Raw genomic sequence first — 22,313 nt, 5'->3', positions numbered from 1 at the left:
TGCGGCAACGTGCCTGCCTTAACAAACCGTTGTCATTTTTGCTTATAAATAAGCTATTATCATGATTCTCTCGTAAGCATATGAGGGAGTCAAGCTTGATGTTGGTTTGATTACATTCCCGCGCCACCAGGAGCAGCGATGTCGCAACCCGCCGTATCGGTCGTTATCCCGGTGTTCAACGCCGGCGTCTTTTTGCGTGAAGCGGTGCTGTCCGTGCTGGGGCAGCGGCCGCTGGACGGCCACGCGCTGCCGGTGTTCGAGGTGGTGGTGGTGGACGACCGCAGCACCGATCCGGCCACCCGCGCCGTGCTGGACGAGGTGGGCGCCTGGCCCATGGTGTCGGTGTTGCGTAATCACCACTCGAAGGGCGCGGCGGGCGCCCGCAACACCGGCGTCGAGGCCGCGCGCGGCGAGTGGATCGCCTTCCTCGACGCCGACGACATCTGGTTTCCGCACTCGCTGGCGCAGCGCTGGCAGGTGCAGCGCCAGCATCCCGAGGCGCACTGGATCGCCGGCAAGATCAGTCTGCTGCGTCCCGGCGAGCAGGGCTTCGCGCCGCTGGCCGAATTGACGGCCGCCTGTCCGGCGTCGCCGCCGCCGGCGCCCGTGCAACGGTTGCGCCGTCCCGTGGCCGAGCTGGCGCGCGACTGCATCGTGATTCCGACCACCACGCTGATACGCCAGCGCCTGCTGGTGGCCAAGGGCCTGTTCGACGAGCGGCTGCGGCGCGCCGAGGACTATCACCTGTGGTTCCGCTGCGCGCTCGACAACGACCTGTGGATGGTGACGGAGGAGGTGGCCTACTACCGCATCCATCCGGCCAGCCTGACCCACGGCGACGCGCCGCGCTTCCTGCTGGAGGACAACATGCTGCTGATGCTGATGAGCATGCCGGCCTGGCGTTCCTACCGCGCGCTGCTGACCGGCCGGCTCGACATGGTGATGCAGGACCATTGTTACTTTTATCGGGGCCGGCGGCGCTACGCGGCCGCGCTGCGCTGCGCCGCCCGCTGGATACGGCTGCGGCCGTTTCACCCGGGGGCGTGGAAGGAGCTGCTGGCCAGCAGCTTGCGCGCCGGTTGAGCGCGCGGCCGGCGGCCGCCCGCGCCTGGTCGATTCCTCCTTGCAATCTTCGCCGCGAAGTGTGTCGTAAACCGGCCGGGAATTGTTGTATGCGCGCCATGTGGCCGAAATGGTACGCTTGAGTTCGTCATAGTAGCGGCATGCATGGGAGGCGAAAAATTTTTGAAAATGCTTTTTTTATCACTTGCATTTTTTTGTCGCTTCGATAACTATTGGCCCTAGCAAGCGCAATGTAAAAAATATATCTTTCCTGACGTTTTAATAATTATTTGTCAAACCGTCGGGTAAGCAAAACAGGTAGTGCGTCATTTCTGGGGTTCTGCGATGGAAAACACGAACGTGGTAGCCGTCATCGGATTGGGCTATGTCGGCCTGCCGTTGGCGGTGGAATTTGGCAAGCGTCGCAACACGGTCGGGTTCGACCTGTCGGCGAAGAAAATCCAGCATTACCGCGACGGCCTCGACCCGACCGGCGAAGTGAGCGGGGCGCAATTGCGCGCGGCCGAGGGCCTGCGCTTCACCGACGATCCGGCCGAGCTGGCCGAGGCGGATTACTTCGTGGTGGCGGTGCCGACCCCGGTCGACAACGCCCACAACCCGGACTTCACGGCGCTGGCCGGGGCCAGCGAAACGGTCGGCCGCCACATGAAAAGAGGCGCGATCGTGGTGTTCGAATCGACCGTCTATCCGGGCGCCACCGAGGAAGTCTGCATCCCGCTGCTGGAGCAGCATTCGGGCCTGAAATGGCGCGAGGACTTCCACGTCGGCTTCTCGCCGGAGCGCATCAACCCGGGCGACAAGGAACACACGCTGACCACCATCCTCAAGGTGGTCTCCGGCGACGACGCCGACACGCTGGAGAAGGTCGCCGCGCTGTACGAGTCGATCGTCACGGCCGGCGTCTACCGGGCCTCGAGCATCAAGGTGGCCGAGGCGGCCAAGGTCATCGAAAACACCCAGCGCGACCTCAACATCGCGCTGATGAACGAGCTGGCCATCCTGTTCGACCGCATCGGCATCGACACGCTCGAAGTGCTGGAAGCGGCCGGCACCAAATGGAATTTCCTGCCGTTCCGTCCGGGCCTGGTCGGCGGCCACTGCATCGGCGTCGATCCCTACTACCTGACCCACAAGGCCGCCACGCTGGGCTACCATCCCGAGGTGATCCTGGCCGGGCGCCGCATCAACGACGGCATGGCCAAGTTCGTGGCCGAAAAAACCGTCAAGAGCATGATCGCGGCCGGCTGCTACGTCAAGGGCGCGCGCGTCAACGTGCTGGGCCTGACGTTCAAGGAAAACTGCCCGGACCTGCGCAACTCCAAGGTGGCCGACATCGTCGCCGAACTCAAGTCCTACGGCGTCGAGGTGCACGTGCACGACCCGGTCGCCGCCAGCGCCGAGGCCTACCACGAATACGGCATCGAGCTCGAAGGCTGGGACTATCTGCCGCGCGCCGACGCCATCGTCGCCGCCGTGCCGCACCGCGAACTGCTGGCCATGCCGATGGGCGAACTGCAGGCGAAGCTGACCCCGCGCGGCTGCTTCATCGACATCAAATCGGCGTTCGACACCGCCAAACTCGCCCAAGCTGGACACTGCGTCTGGCGTCTGTGACCATGGACGATCACAACCGAGGCGCGACGGCGTACGCCGCGCTGCTGCATGAACTGTCGGCGCAGCCGAAGCGCTGGCTGGTGACCGGCGCCGCCGGTTTCATCGGCTCCAACCTGGTCGAGGCGCTGCTGCGGCTGGGCCAGCGCGTCACCGGCATGGACAATTTCGCCACCGGACACCAGCACAACCTCGACCAGGTGCGGGCGCTGGCCGGCGAGGCGGCGTGGGCCAACTTCGACTTCATCGACGGCGACATCCGCGTGCCGGGCGACTGCGCCCGGGCCTGCGGGGGCGCCGGCGGCGTGGATTATGTGCTGCACCAGGCGGCGCTCGGGTCGGTGGCGCGCTCCATCGAAGACCCGGCCGCCACCAACGCCACCAACGTCGGCGGCTTCCTCAACATGCTCACCGCCGCGCGCGACGCCAAGGTCAAGCGGTTCGTCTACGCCGCATCGAGCTCCACCTACGGCGACCATCCGGCCCTGCCCAAGATCGAGGAGCAGATCGGCCGGCCGCTGTCGCCGTACGCGGTCACCAAATATGTCAACGAGCTGTACGCGGAAGTGTTCGGGCGCTGCTACGGCATGGACTCGATCGGCCTGCGCTACTTCAACGTGTTCGGCCCGCGCCAGGACCCGAACGGCGCCTACGCCGCCGTGATCCCGCAGTGGGTGGCGGCGCTGATCGCCGACGCCCCGGTGCGCATCAACGGCGACGGCGAGACCAGCCGCGACTTCTGCTACATCGACAACGTGATCCAGGCCAACCTGCTGGCCGCGTGCAGCACCGATCCGCAAGCGGCGAACCAGGTCTACAACGTCGCGCTCAACGAACGCACCTCGCTCAAGCAGCTGCACGCGATGATGTGCGCGCTGCTGGCGCCGCGCTTTCCGCGCCTGGACGGCCACACGCCGCAGTACACCGATTTCCGGCCGGGCGACGTGCGCCATTCCCAGGCCGACATCGACAAGGCGCGCAAGCGGCTCGGCTACGAGCCCACGCACCGCATCCAGGAAGGCCTGGCGGTGGCGATGGATTGGTATGTCGAGCGCCTGGGCGCGCACTAGGCAGTCATAGAGAGACCAGAAGGGCGCGGCGCCGGCGGTCACGGCGCTGATAGCTCTCATCGTTGCAGTCCATGTTGGTGGGGATACGGTATGCTGAAAATTTCAAATCACTACGTGTCGAAGGTGGCGGCAAGTCTGCTGTTGATCGAGATAATGATGTTAATCGCGGCCTTCCACGCGGGCGCCGCCATCCTGCTGCTGCCGGTTGGCGCCGGCACGCCGCCGTTGCACAACCTGATGGCCTCGGCGCTGACGTTCGCGCTGGCGATCGTGTTCAGCATGAGCACCTTCGGCATGTACCACCAGGACCTGGCGCAAGGCTTCCGCCCGCGCCTGTTCCTGCAGCTGCTGCCGGCGTTCGCGATGGCGGTCGGCATCCTGGCGGTGGTGTTCTACCTGGCGCCCAGCCTGTACGTCGGGCGCGGGGTGCTGCTGCTGGTGCTCGGCATCGGGCTGGGCGGGGTGGTGCTGGTGCGGGCCATGTTCGTCAGCGGCTCGCAGTCCAAGATGCTGACCTCGCGCCTGATCTTCCTCGGCCACGGCGCCGTCGCCAAGGAGTGCGGCGAGCTGGCCGCCAACACCGGCAGCTACCAGAAATACCAGATCGCCGGTTACGTCGCCACGCCGAACGAGGCGTGCTGCGTCAACACCGGCGCCTTGCTCGCCATGGATTTGGGCGACTCGCTGGTCGACCTGGCGCGGCGCTACAAGGCGCGCGAGATCGTCGTCACGGTGCAGGAGCGCCGCGGCGGCGCCTTGCCGATCAAGGATCTGCTCGAGTGCAAGCTGCAAGGTGTCAAGGTGATCGACGCCACCACCTTCTTCGAGCGCGAGAGCGGCCAGATCCGGGTCGACTCGCTGCAACCGAGCTGGCTGGTGTTCGGCGGCGGCTTTGACCAGAGCCCGGTGCGCATCGTCATGAAGCGCGTGTTCGACCTGGTGGTCAGCGCCGTGATCCTGGCGCTGGCGCTGCCGGTGATGCTGCTGACGGCGGCCGCCATCCGCCTCGAGGACGGCGGCCCGGTGTTCTACCAGCAGGAACGGGTGGGCAAGGACGGCCGCCGCTTCTTCATCCTCAAGTTCCGCAGCATGGGCACCAACGCCGAACAGGCCGGCGCGCCGCAGTGGGCGATGGTGCGCGATCCGCGCGTGACGCGGATCGGCAATATCATCCGCAAGTGCCGCATCGACGAGCTGCCGCAGCTGCTCAACGTGTTCAAGGGGGAGATGAGCTTTGTCGGTCCCCGGCCCGAGCGGCCGTACTTCGTCGACCAGCTCAACGCGCAGCTGCGCTTCTACCAGCTGCGCCACAGCATCAAGCCCGGCATCACCGGCTGGGCGCAGGTGCGCTACGGCTACGGCGCCTCGGTCTCGGACGCGATCCAGAAGTTGCAGTACGACCTGTACTACGTGAAGAACAACAGCCTGTTCCTGGACGTGCTGGTGCTGATCGACACCCTCAAAGTGGTGCTGTTCGGCGGCGGCCGCTAGGTGCCTGTGGGGACGCGATGCACGTCGGGATAAACAGCCTCAGTTATGGGTTGGCCGCGCTCGCGTTCCTGGCGCTGGCCGGATTGCTGCTCGGCGGCTGGAGCCGGCGCCGCCACGCGGGCGCGCTGCTGCTGGCCTGCGTGTGCTGCGCCGCCTGGGCCGCGCTGATCGCCGCCGACGCCGGCGGCGTGGCCGGCGCCGCGCGCTGGGTCGACGTTATGGAAGTGGCCCGCAACGCCGCCTGCAGCTTCTTCATCCTGCGCCTGCTCGGCTATCCGCGCCCCGACGCCCGCTGGCGCTGGGTCGGCTATTGCGCCGGCTATGGCGCCGCGTTGCTGCTGGCGCTGTTGCCGGGCTGGCGCCTGGCGCAGGCCGAAAGCGCGGCCGGTGTGGAAGGGCTGGCGCTGGCCTGGCTGCTGGCCATGCGCACCGTCATGGCGGTGGCCGGCATGGTGCTGGTCGAGCAGCTGTACCGCCAGAAGGACGCGCAGAGCCAGTGGGCCGTCAAGTACGCCTGCCTCGGCATCGGCGGCATCTTCGCCTATGATTTCTACCTGTATTGCGACGCCATGCTGGTGCGCCAGGTCAGCGCCGACATCTGGGCCGCGCGCGGCGTGGTCAACGCGCTGACGGTGCCGCTGATCGCGGTGGCGGTGGCGCGCAGCGCCGCCTGGCCGAGCGGCATGCTGCTGTCGCGCCAGGCCATGTTCCATTCGGCCGCGCTGCTCGGATCGGCCGCCTACCTGCTGGCGATGGGCGGCGCCGGTTACTACCTGCGCTACGTCGGCGGCAACTGGGGCGGCTTGATACAGGTCGGTTTCCTGTTCGGCGCGATGCTGCTGCTGGCCGGCGTGCTGTTCTCGGGCACCTTCCGTTCGCGCCTCAAGGTGTTCATCAGCAAGCACTTCTACCGGTACGACTACGACTACCGCGAGGAATGGCTGGGCTTTACGCGCAAGCTCTCGCAGCAGACGCCGGGACCGGCCGAACGCGCCATCGAAGCGGTGGCGCAGCTGGTCGAAAGTCCCGGCGGCGCGCTGTGGATCTGGCGCGGCGGCGAGCGCTTCACCGTGGCCGCGCAATGCCGGATGACGGTGCCGCCGGCGGCGGCCAGCGGCGGCGCGCCGGACGAGGATGCCGCGTTCCGCCAGTCGATCGAGCGCAACCAGTGGGTGATCGACCTCGGCGAGCCGCTGCAGCGGGCGCAGGTGCCGGCCTGGCTGGCGCGCCTGCCGCGCGCGCGGCTGGTGGTGCCGCTGATGTTGCAGGACCGCTTGTTCGGCGTATTGCTGTTGCAGGAGCCGCGCAGCGCCTTGCGCCTGAACTGGGAGGTGATCGATCTGCTCAAGGTGGCGGCCAGCCAGGTCGCCAGCTATCTGGCGTTGCAGGAAACCACGACCGCGCTGATGACCGCGCGCCAGTTCGAATCGTTCCACCGGATGTCGACCTTCATCGTCCACGACCTGAAGAACCTGGTGGCGCAGCTGTCGCTGATGATCCCGAACGCCAAACTGCACCTGGATAACCCGGAATTCCAGCAGGACATGCTCGACACGGTCGAACACGGCGTCCAGAAAATGAAGCTGATGCTGCAAAAGCTGCAACGCAGCGACGCGCCGGAGGCGGCCGGCCCGGTCGAGCTGGGGCCGATGCTGGCGCGCATGGTGGCGCAAATGGCGACGTTGCGGGGCAGCGCCACGCCGCAGCCGGTGTTTCGCTGCGACGAGCCCGGGCTGAGCGTGACGGCGGCGCACGGCCGCCTGGAGCGGGTGCTGGGCCATCTGCTGCAAAACGCCGTCGACGCCACGCCGCGCGACGGCGAGGTGGCGCTGCGGCTGCGCCGCGACGGCGAACAGGTGGTGGTCGAGATCAGCGACACCGGGCAGGGCATGACGCCGGAATTCATCCGCGAGCGGCTGTTCAAGCCGTTCGAATCGACCAAGGCGGCGGGCATGGGCATCGGCGCCTTCGAAAGCCGGGAATATGTCGCCGAGCTGGGCGGACGGTTGGAAGTGCAGAGCGTGCCCGGGCGCGGCACCACTTTCCGCGTGGTGCTGCCGGCCTGGCGCGCGGCCGAGGTCCCCGCCATACAAGTAGCGGCCTGAAAGCCAGAGAGGTAGTAGATGGCGAACAAAGCCAAGTTATTGATCATCGAGGACGACCCGGGGCTGCAAAAGCAGCTGCGCTGGAGCCTCGACCATTACGAGATCGCGCTGGCGGACAACCGCTCCAGCGCGCTGGCGCAGCTGCGCCGGCACGAGCCGGCCGTGGTGACGATGGACCTGGGCCTGCCGCCGGACCCGGACGGCGCCACCGAAGGGCTGGCGACCTTGCGCGAGATCCTGGCGCTGGCGCCGGACACCAAGGTCATCGTCCTGACCGGCAACCAGGACCATGCGCACGCGCTGGCCGCGATCGCCGCCGGCGCCTACGATTTCCATCAAAAGCCGGTCGATCCGGGCGTGCTGGGGCTGGTGCTGCAACGCGCCTTCTATCTGCACGGCCTGCAGCAGGAAAACGTGCGCATGCGCGAGGTGCAGACCACCTCCGCGCTGGCCACCGTCATCAGCCGGGCGCCGGCGATGCAAAAGGTGTGCCGCAACATCGAAAAGGTGGCGCCGACCTCGGCCACCGTGATGCTGCTGGGCGAGAGCGGCACCGGCAAGGAAGTGCTGGCGCGCGGCCTGCACCAACTGAGCCCGCGCGCCAACCAGCGCTTCATGGCCATCAACTGCGCGGCGATTCCGGAACACCTGCTCGAAAGCGAGCTGTTCGGATACGAGAAGGGCGCCTTCACCGGCGCGGCCAAGCAGACCAAGGGCAAGGTCGAGATGGCGCAGGGCGGCACCTTCTTCCTCGACGAGATCGGCGACTTGCCGATGGCCTTGCAGGCCAAGCTGCTGCGCTTCCTGCAACAGCGGGTCATCGAGCGGGTCGGCGGGCACGAGGAGATCGCCGTCGACGTGCGCGTGGTGTGCGCCACGCACCAGGACTTGAAGCAGTTGATCGCCCAGGGCCGCTTCCGCGAGGATTTGTATTACCGCCTGTCCGAGATCGTGATCCCGATCCCGCCGCTGCGCGAGCGCAGCGGCGACGCCACCTTGCTGGCCTACCACTTCCGCAACCTGTTCTGCGCGCAGGAGGGACGCAGCCGCATCGAGTTCAGCCAGCAGGCGCTGGCGGCGGTCGAGGCCTGGCAATGGCCGGGCAATGTGCGCGAGATGGAGAACTGCATCAAGCGCGCCATCATCATGGCCGACGGGCCGCAGATCGTCGCCGAGGATCTGGGCCTGGACGCGCCCGAGCAGGCGGCGGACGACTTCAACCTGCGCCAGGTGCGCGACCGGGCCGAGCGCGAAGCCATCGTGCGCGCGCTGGTGCGCTGCGAGAACAACATCCTGCGCGCCGCCGAACTGCTGGGGGTGAGCCGGCCCACACTGTACGACCTGATGCATCGGCACGCGATTGATGCCTGATCAGGCAATGTTGTACAGTACGCCTTATCTTCAACACTTTCAGACAGGGCGAATATGGCAAGCAAATCCAGGGCCGCGGTCGGCGGCAAGAACAAGATGTCGGCCAGCCTGGCCGTGTTGCTGGCGTCCAGCGAGGCGGGGGAGGTGGCGGGCGCGCCGAACCTGCTGTCGGTCCGAAAACGCGTGCCGACCCTGGCGCCGATCTACCACGTGCTGGTGCGCTGCACCGATCCGCAAGTCAAATCGATCGCCGGCATCAAGCTGGCCAGGGGTACGGGCCAGGTGATGACGGCGCTGGTGCCGGCGTCCAAGCTGATGGAGTTCGCGCTGGATGACAAAGTGGAGCGGGTCTCGGCGCCAAGGCGGCTGCGCCCGCTGATGGATATCGCCGGGCCGCTGGTCGGCGCGCCGGAATACAGCGCCGGGAATCATGTCTCGGGCGAGGGCGTTATTGTCGGCGTGGTCGATACCGGTATCGATGTCAAGCATCCGGCGTTCGCCGGGCGCGTTCTGAAACTATGGGACCAGGAAATCGCCGGCGACGGCCCGGGGACCGGCTACAGCAAGCTTGGCCGCGTGTTGACGGGCGCGGCGATGGAAGCCAGCGCCGACATGCACGGGCACGGCACGCACGTGGCGGGCATCGCCAGCGGGGCGGTGGCGCCGTTCAGCGGCATCGCCGGCGCCGCCGAACTACTGATCGTCAAGACCAATTTCCAGAACAGCGCGATCGTCGAAGGCGTGCGCTGGATCTTCGAGGAGGCCAAGAAGCTCGGGCGTCCGTGCGTCGTCAACCTCAGCCTGGGCGGCCACTTCGACGGCCACGACGGCGAGGACGACACCAGCGTGGCGATCAGCGATGAATGCGGCCCCGGACGGCTGGTGGTGGCGGCCGCCGGCAACGAAGGCGGCGATCCGATCCACGCGCGGCAGCGGGTCGATTCCGTCAAAGCCGTGCGCTTCGAGATCAAGGTGCAGCCGAAGCGGTCCAACCTGTCGGCGCCGTGGTTCCTGGTCAACGGCTGGTACTCGGGCAAAACCAAGTGCGAGGTGCGGGCCATCAGTTCGACCGGCGCGGCGACCCCGTGGCAAGGCTTGCTGGACACCGATCCGGCCGCCAGGACGACGATGTTGGGCAGCGACCAGGTGGTGATCTCGACGCCGGATTCGGTGGCGCCTGGCGGCGACCGGCAATTCCTGGTGGAGGTGTCCGGCCAGGGCGCGGTGCAGGGCGGCCTGTGGAAAGTGGAGGTGCGGCGCAAGTCGGGCGTCGCGTCCGACGTCGATGTCTGGCTGTTGAGCGACAACGAGCGTTATGGTTCGGCGGAGATGGTGTCGCCGCTATTCGATACGCTGATCGGCTCGCCGGGTTCTGGTAAGGATGTCGTCACCGTGGCTTCCTACACCTCGCGCAACCAGTGGATCGATATCTCGGGCGCGCCGCAATCGGTGGGCCTGGCGCCCGATACGATCTCCGAATTCAGCAGCCCCGGTCCGCTGCGCGGGGGCGGCTTGAAGCCGGACGTGGCCGCGCCCGGCGCGATGATCGCGTCCGCGCTGTCATCGGACTCCAGCGTCGATAAAAGCGATGTGATCGCCCAGGGCTACCGGGTGATGGCGGGCACCAGCATGGCCTCGCCGGTCGTCACCGGCCTGCTGGCCCTGTTCCTGGAAACCAATCCGAAGGCGACACCGGCGCAAGCCAAGGCGTGGCTGAAAAAGAATTCGGCCGTGCCCGATTCGGCCGCCGGCGCGCATGATATAAAGTGGGGATATGGCCTGATCAAGGTATAGATCATGAGTGGTAGCAAGTTCGACGCCGCGCTCAGCCTGGCCCTGGCGCGGCCGCAAGGGGGCAATGTCGACGTCTCCGTGCGGCTGTGTTCGCAGCTGACGGCGGACGAGGTGCGCGCGTTTCAACAAATGGGCATGGCGGACGCCGATACCCGGCGCCGGGTGCTGTTCGCGTGCCTGCCGGCCGACGCGCTAGGCGAGCTGGCGCGGCACGAAAAGGTCGCGCGGCTGTCGCTGGTGCAGCGGCTGGCGCCGAATATCAAGTGAGGCTACGATACGGCGCGGCCGTCATTGTCCCGCCGGCGGCTGCCACAGTTCGACCTTGTTACCCTCGGGATCGACGACCCAGCCAAACTTGCCGTATTCCGAGTCGTCAGTTTTCTCCAGCACGTGGCAACCCTCGTCCCGCAGCGCCTGCAGCAGCGCGGTCAGGTCGTCGACCCGGTAGTTGATCATGAACGGCGCCGCGCTGGGCGCGAAGTGGTTGCTGTCGGCAGCGCCGATCGACCAGATGGTGGAGCCCTTGACCGGATGGCCGGCGCCGTCGGCCCAGTCGAACGCCGTGCCGCCCCAGGCCTGCACGTCGATGCCCAGGTGAAGCCGGTACCATTCGCGCAGCGCGACCGGGTCCTTTGCGTGGAAGAAGATACCGCCGATGCCAGTAACACGTCTCATAGCGCCTCCGATTCTGTAATGTCGCGACCCGTTTCCGGTCAACGATAGGATATACGAATTGCAAGCCAATTATTACGCAATTCTTTGATCTAGATCTATATCGCGAACATATTTCATCGCTGTACTATTGAATTGTTGCAATGCAGCGTACCGCTGCGGCGTGGCATTCCATGGAGGCGCGATGCAAGTAATTTTGAGGGGGCTGAGCGGGGACGATAGCGAAGCGACCCTCGCCGATTGGCTATCCCCGTTTTTTGAAGTCCAGCGGATCACGATGATACGCGAGGGTGAGCGCGACAGCCCATGGGCGTTGCTCGAGGTGGCCGACGCGCACGAGCGCGTGTGGAGCGCGTGTCAGCGGCTGCGCGGCGTTTTCCGCCGGGGCAAGCGCCTGCACTTCTATATTCCCCTGCACCAGACCGCCCGCCAGTTTCTCTTACCTTGAAAGTAATCATGTTTACCAGAATCACGGCCATGTTGCGCTATTTTAATGGCGCTGTGCCATTCCGCGTGGTCCCCGCGATCATCGCCACCGCCGTCCTGCTGCTGCTGTTGTTGTCGCCTTGTCCGGCGGGGCTGGACCCCGAAGCCTGGACGCTGGTGGCGATCTTCCTCACCACCATCGTCGCCATCATCCTCAAGGTAATGCCGATCGGCGTGATGGCGATGATGGCGATCGTCATCGTCGCGCTGTCGCAGGTGACGTCGCACACGTCCAAAGGGGCGATGGCGGATGCGCTGAGCAGTTTTTCCAGCCCGTTGATCTGGCTGATCGTGGTGGCGATCCTGATCTCGCGCGGCTTGAAGAAGACCGGACTGGGCAGCCGTATCGGCCTGGTATTCATCGCCTTGCTGGGCAAGCGCACGATCGGCATCGGCTACGGCCTGACGGTGTGCGAGCTGGTGCTGGCGCCGTTCACACCGAGTAACACCGCGCGCGGCGGCGGCATCGTCCACCCGATCATGAAATCGATCGCCAACGCCTTCGATTCGGACCCGGCGCATGGCACCGAAGGCAAGGTCGGCACGTATCTGGCGCTGGTCAACTACCACGCCAACCCGATCACGTCGGCCATGTTCCTGACGGCCACCGCGCCCAACCCGCTGGTGGTCGACTTCGTCGCCAAGGCCAGCAACCAGGGTTTCCACCTGGGCTGGACCACGTGGGCGCTGTGCATGCTGCTGCCGGGACTGGTATGCCTGCTGGTAATGCCGCTGGTGATCTACCTGTTGTCGCCGCCGCAGCTGAAGGCGACGCCGGACGCGGTGCGCTACGCCCGTGGCGAGCTCGAACGGATGGGGCCGCTGTCGCCGAAGGAAAAGGTCATGCTGGGCACGTTCGGCCTGCTGTTGGCGCTGTGGGCCAACCTGCCGGCGATGATCTTCGGCCCGGCGTGGACGCTCGACCCGACCGTGGTCGCCTTCGTCGGCCTGTTCGTGCTGATCATCACCGGCACGCTGGACTGGGACGACGTGTTGTCGGAAAAAAGCGCGTGGGACACGCTGATCTGGTTCGGCGCCCTGGTCATGCTGGCCGAGCAGTTGAACAAGCTCGGCGTCATCGGCTGGGCCGCGCTGGCGATGAAGGATGCCATCGTCGCCAGCGGCATGGGCTGGTTCCCGACCGCCGGCGTGCTGTTGCTGGCGTTCGTGTTTTCGCACTACCTGTTCGCCAGCACCACGGCCCACATCAGCGCCATGCTGTTCGCGTTCATGTCGGTCGGCGCGCAGTTGCTGCCGGCCGGCTATCTGGTGCCGTTCCTGCTGATGATGACGGCCGGCTCGGCCATCATGATGACCTTGACCCATTACGCCACCGGCACCTCGCCGATCATCTTCGGCAGCGGCTATGTCACGATGGGCAACTGGTGGCGGGTCGGCTTCGTCATGTGCGTGCTGGAGCTGGCGATCTTTGCCGTGATCGGCGGCGCCTGGTGGAAAATGCTGGGTTTCTGGTGACGGTTATTGAATCAGCATTTCGTGCAAGGTGGCATGGGCATCGGCGTACAGCTTGACGACCGTCGAGGTGCGCGTGCCGTAGCTCGGGCTCTCGATGCGCACCGCCGACAGCATGCGTTCCAGGTCCAGCGGCACGCCGGTTTCCGGCAGGCGCTGGTCCGGCGCCGGCGCGGTGTCGGCCAGCATTTCGAAGAACGCCTCGTCCGGCGCGCCCAGGCATAGCAAGCTGGCGAACTGGGCCTTGGTCTTGACCACCTTCGGCCACGGCGCGTCGAGCAGCGCGTTCGACAGTCCGTAGACGCCGGGTTCGAGCGGCTTGCCGTTGCGCGGGTCGTCGTCGCCACGGTTGGAGAACCAGATCAGCGTGTCGCGGTCGCCCAGCACCAGGTTGAAGCCGTTGTAGGCGCCGGCTTCCGCGCGGATCGCATCGACATATTCCTGCGGCGTCATGCAACAGGCCAGGAAGTCGGCCACCAGCCGTCCGCGCGACGGCGCGTCTTCGCGGTGCTCGGACGGCGCGCGGATGTTGGTGATCGCCGCGAAGCGCGCCGCGCCGCCGCATTCGGACGGCTGCGTGATGCCCATCCAGCTGCCGCCGGCCTGCAGGTCGCGGCCGGCGAAAATCTGCGGATGTTCCGGCCACGGCGCGGCCGGCGCGGTGGCGCGCTGGTAAAACTCGTCGCGGTTGGCGGCGGCCACCAGCGGCACGCCCGGGATGACCCGCCAGGCAAAGACAATCAAACACATGGGACTAAATCCGTAAAAACTTCGGTGTGGCGCGCGCCGCTGGTCCATGCGGACAGACCGGCCTGGCCGGCGGCGGCGTCCAGCGCGGCGGCGAAGCCGGCCGGCGTGGCGGCGTAGACTTCCATCCACGTCTGCAGGCCGTCTTCGGCGTCGGGACGGCGCTTGAGCTGGCAGGCGACGCCGTGCAGACGCGTCAGTTCGGACTGCATCGAGACGACCGCCGCCTGCAAGGAGGCCGTATCGGCGTCCTTGACCCGGTAATAAATATAGAGATCCATGCTAGAGGTCGAGCGGGTCCAGCACGTACGGCATGTCGAGGAAGGTCAGGGCCGGACCTTGCGCCGAACCGAGGCGTACCGACGCCGCTTCGATCGCCGCCAGCTTCATTTCGACCAGCGCGTCGACGCCGCCGTTGCCGTTGGCGGCGGCGTTGACGATCATGCCGCATGGCTGCTCGGGGTCGGCCGTGGCGAATACTTCGGCGCCGGCGGCGGCCGCCGGGTCGGGGATGCTGACCAGGGTGGTGCGCCGCTTGAGCTTGCCGAGGTACTGGCTGCGCGCGACGATTTCCTGGCCCGGGTAGCAACCCTTTTTAAAGTTGACGCCGCCCAGCAGCTCCAGGTTGACCATCTGCGGGACGAATTGCTCCTGCGTGGCTTTGGCGATTTGCGGGATGCCAGCGTGGATTTCGGACAGGTGCCAGGCTTGGTTGCCGCCGACGGTCAGGCGGTCGGCCAGTTCGGCCGCGACCGTTTGCGCGACCTCGGCCGACAGCAGCCACTGGTAGCGGGCGGCGCCGAAGGCGTCGGCCACGCGCAGCAGCGTGCCCAGCGGATGATCGATTTTGGCGAACGGTTTGGCGGGCAGCGTGTCGAACCACGTTTGCAGCACCGCTTCGGCCAGCCCGCCGCCCAGGCCGAGGACGACCTGGCTGGCGGGCGCCTCGGTGGCGTCGCCGAGCTTGGCTTTGGCGCGCAGCACGAACATCGACAGCCGCTTTTGCACGGCGACCTGGATGTCGCGCGATAATTGCAGGAAGATAGTCGTCTCGTTGCGCCACATCAGGAACGACGCCAGCAGCCGGCCCTTCGGCGAACAGTAGCCGGCCAGGCGCACGTCGGCCAGGCCGAGGTGCTCGACATCGTTGGTGAGCTGGTTGTGCAGGAAACTGGCCGCTTCCTCCCCGTCCAGCGCGATCAAGCCCTGGTCCGTGATGGGCGCGACAAACCCGACCGCCAGCGCGGTGGGTGTCAGCGGGGCGGCCGGCTGTGCTAAAAGTTCATTCCAAGAAGACATAATTTCCAATAGTTTGACGATTAAAGCATTATCATTACGGGCTCATTATAGTGATGTCCCGGAGATCGCGTCGGACACCGCGCAAAACGCGGTGCTGGCGGTCTGATCCGAGAAGTGGCAAGCTGTACCCGATTTCAGTTGATCCTACAATCCGGCTCGAACAATGGCATTTATCAAAAAAATAATTACACTCTGCGTTCTCCTGGCGATCGCCGGCGGCGGTTACTTCATGTACTGGTCGCAGGCGCCGATCATCGTCGGCGATGTCGAACCGATACCGTTCACCATCATTCCGGGCAGCGGCGCCCACGCGGCCGGCGAGCAGATCTCCGACGCCGGCATCCCGATGGGGCCGTTGCTGTTCAACCTGCTGGCCCGCGTCACCAATAAAAGCGGCCGCCTGAAGGCCGGTTCCTACGAGCTCAAGCCGGGCACCACGCCGCTCAAGCTGATCGACCAGCTGGTGCGCGGCGAGTTCGCCCAGGAGCAGCTGACCATCATCGAAGGCTGGACCTTCCGCCAGATGCGCGCGGCTATCGCCGCCCACCGCGGCCTCAAGCACGACACCACGTCGCTCAGCGACGAGGAAGTGATGAACGCCATCGCCTCCGAATACAAGCAGCCGGAGGGACTGTTCTTCCCGGATACCTATCTGTTCGCCAAGGGCGCCAGCGACTTGCAGATCTACCGCCAGGCCCACACGATGATGCTCAACCGCCTGGCGTCGGCCTGGGAAAAGCGCGATCCGGCGTTGCCGTACAAGAATCCGTACGAGGCGCTGACGATGGCCTCCATCGTCGAAAAGGAAACCGGGCAAAAGTCCGAGCGCAACATGATCGCCGCCGTGTTCGTCAACCGCTTGAAGATCGGCATGATGCTGCAGACCGATCCGACCGTGATCTACGGCATGGGCAGCAAATACGAGGGCAACATCCGTAAAAAGGACCTGGAGACGGACACCCCTTACAATACGTACACGCGCAACGGCCTGCCGCCGACGCCGATCGCCTTGCCTGGCGTGCAATCGCTGGCCGCCGCGCTGGCGCCGGCCAAGTCGCAGGCGCTGTATTTCGTCGCGCGCGGCAACGGCACCAGCAAATTTTCCGATAACCTGACCGACCACAACCGGGCAGTGAATCAGTACCAACGTTAAGAACCACATGACTCAACACAGCGCCACGCAGCACAGCGGCAAATTCATCACCTTCGAGGGCATAGACGGGGCCGGCAAGTCGACCCATATCGCGTTCGTCAGCGAATACATCAAGTCGCGCGGCATCGCGCTGGTCAGCTCGCGCGAGCCGGGCGGCACGCCGCTGGGCGAAACGCTGCGCGAACTGGTGTTGCATGAAAAAATGCACCTGGAAACCGAGGCGCTGCTGATGTTCGCCAGCCGCCGCGAGCATATCGCGCAGGTGATCGCGCCGGCGCTGGCCGACGGCGCCTGGGTCATCTCGGACCGCTTCACCGACGCCAGCTTCGCCTACCAGGGCGGCGGGCGTGGCATGGACCTGGCCAAGCTGGAGGCGCTGGAGCAGTGGGTGCATCCGCATCTGCAACCCGATTTGACGCTGCTGTTTGACGTGCCGCTGGAAGTGGCGCGCGCGCGGCTCGACGCCACCCGCTCGCTCGACAAGTTCGAGCAGGAAAAGGCCGATTTCTTCGCCGCCACCCGCAACGAGTATCTGCGCCGCGCGACCCAGTTCCCCGAGCGTTTCCGCGTGATCGATTCGACGCAATCGATCGACGCCATCCAGTTGCAGATCGGCGAAATACTTGATGATCTACTTTAAACGCAGCGCCTAAGTAATTGAATAATAATGAGTAATACCATCTACCCTTGGCAAGAATCGTCGTGGACCCAGCTGCAGCAGCTGCGCCAGCGGATGCCGCACGCCATCCTGTTCCACGGCGCCGCCGGTATCGGCAAGTCCGACTTCATCGAAAGTTTCGCCCAGGGCTTGCTGTGCGAGGCGGTGCTCCCCGACGGCCACGCCTGCGGCCAGTGCGCGTCGTGCGGATGGTTCTCGCAGCAGAACCATCCCGACTACCGTCGCGTGCGCCCGGAGGCGTTGGAAGACGAACCGTCCGCCGAGGGCGGCGAGGAAGGCGAGGCGGAGACCAAGAAGTCGGCCAAGTCGGCCAAGGCGCCGTCCAAGGAAATCAAGATCGAACAGATCCGCAACCTGGCCGATTTCATGAATATCTCGACCCATCGCCAGGGGCTGCGGGTGGTGGTGCTGTATCCGGCCGAGGCGCTGAACATGCCGGCCTCGAACGCGTTGCTCAAGACGCTCGAGGAGCCGCCGCCGGGCACGGTGTTCCTGCTGGCCTCCAACAGCCTCGACCGCCTGCTGCCGACGATCCTGTCGCGCTGCCGCAAGTTCGCGCTGCCGATGCCGAGCCACGCCGAGGCGCTGGCCTGGCTCAAGGCGCAGGGCGTGGCCGACGCCGACAGCTGGCTGCGCGAGCAGGGTGGCGCGCCGCTGGCGGCGATGGCGCAGGCCGAGACGGGCAATCGCGACGACCTGGAGGTGCTGCTGCAACTGCTGGCGCGGCCCAGCGTCGAGGGCGCATTGAAGGTTGCTGATAAACTTCAAAAAGTGCCGCTGAGCGCGCAAGTATCTTGGCTGCAACGCTGGCTTTATGATTTGTTTTCCTACAAACTGGCAGGTAACATTCGTTACTATCCGCGCTACCAGAAAGAGCTGGCCGGGCTGGCGGATAAGGTCCACGTGAGCAAGCTGTTGGCGGCGATCAAAGGCGCCAACGAGCGCCGCGCGACGTCCGACCATCCGCTGTCGCCCAAGCTGTTTTTGGAGGATATGTTGCTTGACTATACCTCCTGTGTTGCCTGAAAGGTAATCCATGTCCGCTGCCAGTCCCGTCGACCCGAACCCCGCGCCCATCGCGCGGCCGACGGTGTTGTCGCTGGCAATCAAGGAAAAGGCGGCGCTGTATGCCGCCTACATGCCTTTCCTCAAAAACGGCGGCATGTTCGTGCCGACGCAAAAGCCGTACAAGCTCGGTGACGAGATCTATCTCATCCTGGCGCTGATGGACGACACCAACAAGTATCCGATCGCCGGCAAGGTGGCCTGGATCACGCCGCCCGGCGCGCACAACAACAAGGCGCAGGGCATCGGCGTGCATTTTCCCGACGACGAAAGCGGCCAGCGCGCGCGGCTGCGGATCGAGGAAATCCTCGGCGCCGCGCTGAGGTCGTCGCGCGCCACCCACACCCTGTAGCCGGTCCGGCGAACGGTCGCGCCGGTCGGCGTGCCCGGTCCGGGGTACAATATCGCCATGTTTATCGACTCCCATTGCCATATTAATTTCCCCGAGCTGGCTGCTCGCATGCCCGAGATCCTGGCCAAGATGGCCGACAACAAGGTGACCCACGCGTTGTGCGTGTCGGTCGACTTGCCGGATTTCCCACAAGTGCTGGCGCTGGCCAAGGAATACCCACACATCTACGCGTCGGTCGGCGTGCATCCGGATTATGAAGACACGCCGGAACCGAGCGTGGAACAGCTGGTCGAACTGTCGGACCACCCGAAAATCATCGCCATCGGCGAGACCGGGCTGGATTATTTCCGCCTGCAGGGCGACCTGGAGTGGCAGCGCGAGCGGTTTCGCACTCACATCAAAGCTTCAAGAATCACGCGTAAGCCCTTGATTATTCACACCCGCGCCGCCAGCGAGGACACCATCCGCATCATGCGCGAAGAGGGCGCCGGCACCGAGGCCGGCGGTGTCGCCGGCGTCATGCACTGCTTTACGGAATCGCTGGAAGTGGCGCGCGCGGCCATCGACATGGGTTTTTACATCTCGTTCTCGGGCATCGTCACCTTCAAGAGCGCCAAGGACTTGCAGGCGGTGGCGCTGGAAGTGCCGCTCGAGCGCGTCCTGATCGAGACCGATTCGCCGTATCTGGCGCCGATGCCGCATCGGGGCAAGATGAACGAGCCGGGCTTCGTCGCCCACGTCGGCGAATATATCGCCAAGCTCAAAGGCATCCCGGTGGAGCAGGTGGCGCAGCAAACCTCCGCCAATTTCTTCAAATTATTCAACGTTGTAGCGTGAGGAGCTCATGTTGAATCTACAGAGCTGCCGCCGCCGACTCCTGCTGGGAGCGCTCGCTGCCGCGATGACGCCGCCGGTCTTCGCCGCCGACCAGACAGATGACGAGGTCGCCTTCTTCCGCGCCGTGCAGGTCGACTATGTCGCCGGCGTCAAGAAAGTGCTGGCGCGCGGCCTCAATCCGAATGCGCGCGATCCCGGCGGCGAGACCGGCTTGATCCTGGCGATGCGGCATGAAGCAGTCAATGTCGCCACCGTGCTGATGGATCAACCCGGGATCGATCTGGAGGCCAAGGCGCCCAACGGCAACACCGCGCTGATGATGGCGGCGTTCCGCCAGAACAAGCCGATGGTGCTGGATATGATCAAGCGCGGCGCGCACGTCAATCAGAAGGGTTGGACGGCGTTGCACTACGCGGCCGCCGCCGGCAGTGTCGAGATCACCAATATCCTGCTGGAACAGCATGCCTACATCGACGCCGAATCGCCGTCGGGCATGACGCCGCTGATGATGGCGGCGCGGGAAGGCGCCGAGCAGGTGGTCGAGTTGCTGCTGAAGCAGGGCGCCGACGCCACGCTGAAGGATCGCGGGTTCAAACTGACCGCATCCGAGTTCGCCACCAAGGCGGACAAGCCATGGATCGCCAAGACCATCGACGCGTTTTTGGCCGCCAAGGGCAAACGCTAACCGGATTGCCCGATCAGGGAAAAAGGCGGGGGTCGTAGACCCACCGCTTCACAATCGTGGCGATGATCGCGGCGGCGTCGCTATGCCGCGGATTGATCAGCACATTGCATTCCTCCGGCACGATCACGGACGGCACTGCAGGCCATTTCCACTCAGAAAGTGGACGGTCTCCAGGGTGGCCAATGCTCCGCCTTGGCAACGCTGACGCTGGCGGCGTGGCGTGCAGGCGCTGGCTTTGCGGCGGATTTGGAATTTGACATCCGACGTCTCCGTTGAGACGGTAGCGTAGCTCAAATGAGGGGCTTCGCAAGACTGGCGCATACTCGGAAGGCGAGATGAACTGGCCCGCTAGCCGGTCTTGCGGTTTTCATACGGATTGTAGAGCAGCCGGTTCAAATAGCGCGTGATGACGTCCGAACTGGCCGATGGCGCGCTTATGTGCGGGCAGTGCCCGATGTTGGCGATCACCTTGAGCATGCTGTTGGCCAAATGCTTGTGCAGATATTCCCCCACCTCGCGCGGCGCGATCAGGTCGTCGCTGCATTGCAGGATCAGGGCCGGCACGGTCGAGTTCTCGATGTCGGCGCGGTGGTCGGCGGTGAACGTCACGCGGGCGAAATGGCGGGCGATTTCGCGGTCGTTCGCCTGGAAACGGACCAGCAACTCCTTCGCCAGCGCCGGTTGCGCCGGCGCCCCCATGATGCTGGGCGCCATCACCTTGGTCCACTCCAGGTAATTGTCGTCCATCATTTGCAGCAAGCCGTCGATATCCTCCGGGTTGTAGCCGCCGACGTAGTCGTCATCGTTGATGAAGGAGGGCGACGGCCCGACCATGACCTGCGCGACAAACCTGTCCGGCGCCGCGATCGTGGCCAGCATGCCGACCATGGCGCTGACCGAGTGGCCGACGAAGATCACCGGCCCGGTCGCGAATTCATCGATGATCTCCAGTATGTCGGCGGCGTAGCCGTGCAGCGAGCCATACTTGTCGCGGTCGTAGGCCGACAGGTCCGAGCCGCCGCTGCCGACGAGGTCGAGCAGGATCACCTGGTAGCGTTCGGCAAAGAAGGGGTACAAGAAGCGCCACATCGTCTGGTCGCAGCCGTAGCCGTGCACCAGCATCATCGTGTAAGCACCATCACCGAAGCAATGGATGTTGTTGCGTTTTTGAAGCGACATGGCCAACTTTCGTGCTGCGGATGGCTATAATACAATTGAATACAGTTTTTGATAACTCTCTTGCAGATCAGAAGAACTGGCAGGGGTTTCCCGCCTAGCTCCGCTCTTTATAGGTGGACAATTTTAACGATAATAGGTTCACCGTATTGCATCAAAGCACAATGCGCCACAACCAAGGGAAACCATGCTGAACGAACGCGAAATCGAAAGCTGCTATCTGGGGCAATTCATACCAGTCCACTACCATCACAATATGCTGATGGATCAGAATCGTATGCACGGTTTCAAGTCGGCCATCGATTACGCGGTCAAGCCCGGCGCCAAGGTGCTCGAGCTGGGCGGCGGCACCGGCGTGCTGTCCTGGTTCGCGGCGGCCAAGGCGGAGAAGGTGTATTGCGTCGAGTTCAATCCGGACATGGTCAAGGAAGCGCGCAAGATGCTCGCGCTCAACCCCAACGGCGAGAAGGTGGAAGTGGTGCATGCGGACGCCTTCGAATACCTGCCGCCCGAGCCGGTCGACGTCGTCATCTGCGAAATGATCCACGTCGCCATGTTGCGTGAAAAGCAAGTCGAGGTGATCGAGTCGTTCAAGCGCCGCTACCTGGAACGCTTTGGCGGGCCGCTGCCGGTGTTCCTGCCGGAAGCGGTGATCATGGCGGTGCAGCCGGTCCAGCAGGAGTACGACTTCGAGGGCTTTTACGCGCCGATCGTCCAGTTCCAGGAGACCAATGTGGTCTATCCCGGCACCGTGGAGGCGGCGCAGCCGGCCGTCTACAGCATCATCGACTTCAACCAGCCCAACGAGCTGTCCTACGCCTGGCAGGGCCGCTTCATTATCGAAAAGGCCGGCGAGATCAGCGCCATGCGGTTCGTAACCAAGAACGTGCTGGCCGTGGTGGCCGAGCGCTCGACCACCATCGACTGGCTCAATCACTACATGACCTTGCCGTTGGCGACGCCGATCAAGGCCAAACAGGGTGATGTGCTGCAGGTCAGCTTCCAGTACCGCGCCGGCGGCTCGATCCCGTCGCTGCAGGCCGCGCTGCGCGCCGAAATCCTGCACGAGACCGTGACGCAGCCGGCGGCGGGTATCGCCGCCTACGCTTAAAAAGTCCCCACGAAGGTCGTTCTGGAGCGTATATTTCGTCTTTTACAGAAAGA

Annotated in this window: 22 protein-coding genes; 17 read left to right on the top strand and 5 right to left on the bottom strand. The window is 64.9% G+C overall.

Annotation, left to right across the window (positions count from 1 at the left end; all coding sequences use genetic code 11):
• Nucleotides 1-138 precede the first annotated feature (138 nt).
• The 8 genes from BMX85_RS13820 to BMX85_RS13785 all read left to right on the top strand — a co-directional run bounded on the left by BMX85_RS13820 (nt 139) and on the right by BMX85_RS13785 (nt 10,792).
• Nucleotides 139-1,083, top strand: a complete 945-nt coding sequence (locus BMX85_RS13820; RefSeq protein ID WP_090318827.1) for a glycosyltransferase family 2 protein — start codon at nt 139-141, stop codon at nt 1,081-1,083.
• Nucleotides 1,084-1,407: 324 nt separating this feature from the next.
• Entirely contained in the window at nt 1,408-2,697 is a 1,290-nt protein-coding gene (locus BMX85_RS13815) for a nucleotide sugar dehydrogenase (protein WP_090318824.1), read from the top strand.
• Between the two features lie 2 nt (nt 2,698-2,699).
• Nucleotides 2,700-3,764, top strand: a complete 1,065-nt coding sequence (locus BMX85_RS13810) for an NAD-dependent epimerase/dehydratase family protein (protein ID WP_090318821.1) — start codon at nt 2,700-2,702, stop codon at nt 3,762-3,764.
• A 90-nt stretch (nt 3,765-3,854) separates the two neighbouring features.
• On the top strand, nt 3,855-5,255 hold the full coding sequence (locus BMX85_RS13805) for a TIGR03013 family XrtA/PEP-CTERM system glycosyltransferase (RefSeq protein WP_090318818.1): 1,401 nt from the start codon (nt 3,855-3,857) through the stop codon (nt 5,253-5,255).
• 17 nt (nt 5,256-5,272) lie between these two features.
• Nucleotides 5,273-7,360, top strand: a complete 2,088-nt coding sequence (gene prsK / locus BMX85_RS13800) for an XrtA/PEP-CTERM system histidine kinase PrsK (protein WP_090318814.1) — start codon at nt 5,273-5,275, stop codon at nt 7,358-7,360.
• Nucleotides 7,361-7,378: 18 nt separating this feature from the next.
• A complete protein-coding gene (gene prsR, locus BMX85_RS13795; protein ID WP_090318811.1) occupies nt 7,379-8,731 on the top strand; it encodes a PEP-CTERM-box response regulator transcription factor in 1,353 nt (450 codons plus the stop codon).
• A gap of 54 nt (nt 8,732-8,785) precedes the next feature.
• Nucleotides 8,786-10,525 (top strand): S8 family serine peptidase, encoded by a 1,740-nt coding sequence (locus BMX85_RS13790; RefSeq protein ID WP_090318808.1) that lies wholly within the window; start codon nt 8,786-8,788, stop codon nt 10,523-10,525.
• A 3-nt stretch (nt 10,526-10,528) separates the two neighbouring features.
• Nucleotides 10,529-10,792, top strand: coding sequence for a hypothetical protein (locus BMX85_RS13785; protein WP_090318805.1), 264 nt, complete (start codon nt 10,529-10,531; stop codon nt 10,790-10,792).
• 21 nt (nt 10,793-10,813) lie between these two features.
• On the opposite strand, the gene BMX85_RS13780 is transcribed toward BMX85_RS13785, so the two are convergent.
• The gene (locus tag BMX85_RS13780; RefSeq protein WP_090318802.1) at nt 10,814-11,200 is read right to left on the bottom strand and encodes a VOC family protein; all 387 of its coding nucleotides are present in this window, start codon (nt 11,198-11,200) and stop codon (nt 10,814-10,816) included.
• Nucleotides 11,201-11,381: 181 nt separating this feature from the next.
• Here BMX85_RS13780 and BMX85_RS13775 point away from each other — a divergent pair, with 181 nt between their 5' ends.
• Nucleotides 11,382-11,645 (top strand): RNA-binding protein, encoded by a 264-nt coding sequence (locus BMX85_RS13775; RefSeq protein WP_090318799.1) that lies wholly within the window; start codon nt 11,382-11,384, stop codon nt 11,643-11,645.
• Nucleotides 11,646-11,653: 8 nt separating this feature from the next.
• A complete protein-coding gene (locus tag BMX85_RS13770) occupies nt 11,654-13,159 on the top strand; it encodes a DASS family sodium-coupled anion symporter (RefSeq protein WP_090318796.1) in 1,506 nt (501 codons plus the stop codon).
• 3 nt (nt 13,160-13,162) lie between these two features.
• Here the strand turns inward: BMX85_RS13770 and BMX85_RS13765 are convergent, their stop codons facing one another.
• Genes BMX85_RS13765 through BMX85_RS13755 form a run of 3 tightly spaced genes read right to left on the bottom strand, consistent with a single transcriptional unit; the run spans nt 13,163 to nt 15,202 of the window.
• The gene (locus BMX85_RS13765; protein ID WP_090318793.1) at nt 13,163-13,906 is read right to left on the bottom strand and encodes an NRDE family protein; all 744 of its coding nucleotides are present in this window, start codon (nt 13,904-13,906) and stop codon (nt 13,163-13,165) included.
• Complete coding sequence (locus BMX85_RS13760; protein ID WP_090318790.1) at nt 13,897-14,184, bottom strand: DUF4936 family protein; 288 nt, start codon at nt 14,182-14,184, stop codon at nt 13,897-13,899. The genes BMX85_RS13765 and BMX85_RS13760 overlap by 10 nt, the downstream gene beginning before the upstream one ends.
• Nucleotide 14,185: 1 nt before the next feature.
• Nucleotides 14,186-15,202: a CAF17-like 4Fe-4S cluster assembly/insertion protein YgfZ gene (locus BMX85_RS13755; protein ID WP_090318787.1), complete on the bottom strand. Its 1,017-nt coding sequence runs from the start codon at nt 15,200-15,202 to the stop codon at nt 14,186-14,188.
• Between the two features lie 163 nt (nt 15,203-15,365).
• On the opposite strand from BMX85_RS13755, the gene mltG reads away from it, so the two are divergent.
• The 6 genes from mltG to BMX85_RS13725 are packed head-to-tail and all read left to right on the top strand — an operon-like array spanning nt 15,366 to nt 19,973.
• Nucleotides 15,366-16,355, top strand: a complete 990-nt coding sequence (mltG, locus tag BMX85_RS13750) for an endolytic transglycosylase MltG (protein ID WP_177196753.1) — start codon at nt 15,366-15,368, stop codon at nt 16,353-16,355.
• A 7-nt stretch (nt 16,356-16,362) separates the two neighbouring features.
• Nucleotides 16,363-16,995: a dTMP kinase gene (gene tmk, locus BMX85_RS13745; protein WP_090318784.1), complete on the top strand. Its 633-nt coding sequence runs from the start codon at nt 16,363-16,365 to the stop codon at nt 16,993-16,995.
• A gap of 27 nt (nt 16,996-17,022) precedes the next feature.
• Nucleotides 17,023-18,060, top strand: a complete 1,038-nt coding sequence (locus BMX85_RS13740; protein WP_090318781.1) for a DNA polymerase III subunit delta' — start codon at nt 17,023-17,025, stop codon at nt 18,058-18,060.
• A gap of 10 nt (nt 18,061-18,070) precedes the next feature.
• Nucleotides 18,071-18,451: a PilZ domain-containing protein gene (locus BMX85_RS13735; protein WP_090318778.1), complete on the top strand. Its 381-nt coding sequence runs from the start codon at nt 18,071-18,073 to the stop codon at nt 18,449-18,451.
• Nucleotides 18,452-18,508: 57 nt separating this feature from the next.
• Nucleotides 18,509-19,288 (top strand): TatD family hydrolase, encoded by a 780-nt coding sequence (locus BMX85_RS13730; protein WP_090318776.1) that lies wholly within the window; start codon nt 18,509-18,511, stop codon nt 19,286-19,288.
• A gap of 7 nt (nt 19,289-19,295) precedes the next feature.
• Nucleotides 19,296-19,973 (top strand): ankyrin repeat domain-containing protein, encoded by a 678-nt coding sequence (locus tag BMX85_RS13725; RefSeq protein ID WP_090318773.1) that lies wholly within the window; start codon nt 19,296-19,298, stop codon nt 19,971-19,973.
• Between the two features lie 348 nt (nt 19,974-20,321).
• Here BMX85_RS13725 and BMX85_RS13720 read toward each other — a convergent pair whose 3' ends face one another.
• Entirely contained in the window at nt 20,322-21,152 is an 831-nt protein-coding gene (locus BMX85_RS13720; protein WP_090318770.1) for an alpha/beta fold hydrolase, read from the bottom strand.
• Nucleotides 21,153-21,336: 184 nt separating this feature from the next.
• Between BMX85_RS13720 and BMX85_RS13715 the strand changes: the two genes are divergently transcribed.
• Complete coding sequence (locus tag BMX85_RS13715) at nt 21,337-22,260, top strand: class I SAM-dependent methyltransferase (protein ID WP_090318767.1); 924 nt, start codon at nt 21,337-21,339, stop codon at nt 22,258-22,260.
• The last annotated feature ends 53 nt before the right edge of the window (nt 22,261-22,313 follow it).

The organism is Duganella sp. CF517 (assembly GCF_900110275.1).
Lineage (GTDB): Bacteria > Pseudomonadota > Gammaproteobacteria > Burkholderiales > Burkholderiaceae_D > Rugamonas.
This window is presented reverse-complemented; position numbering and strand designations above follow the sequence as displayed.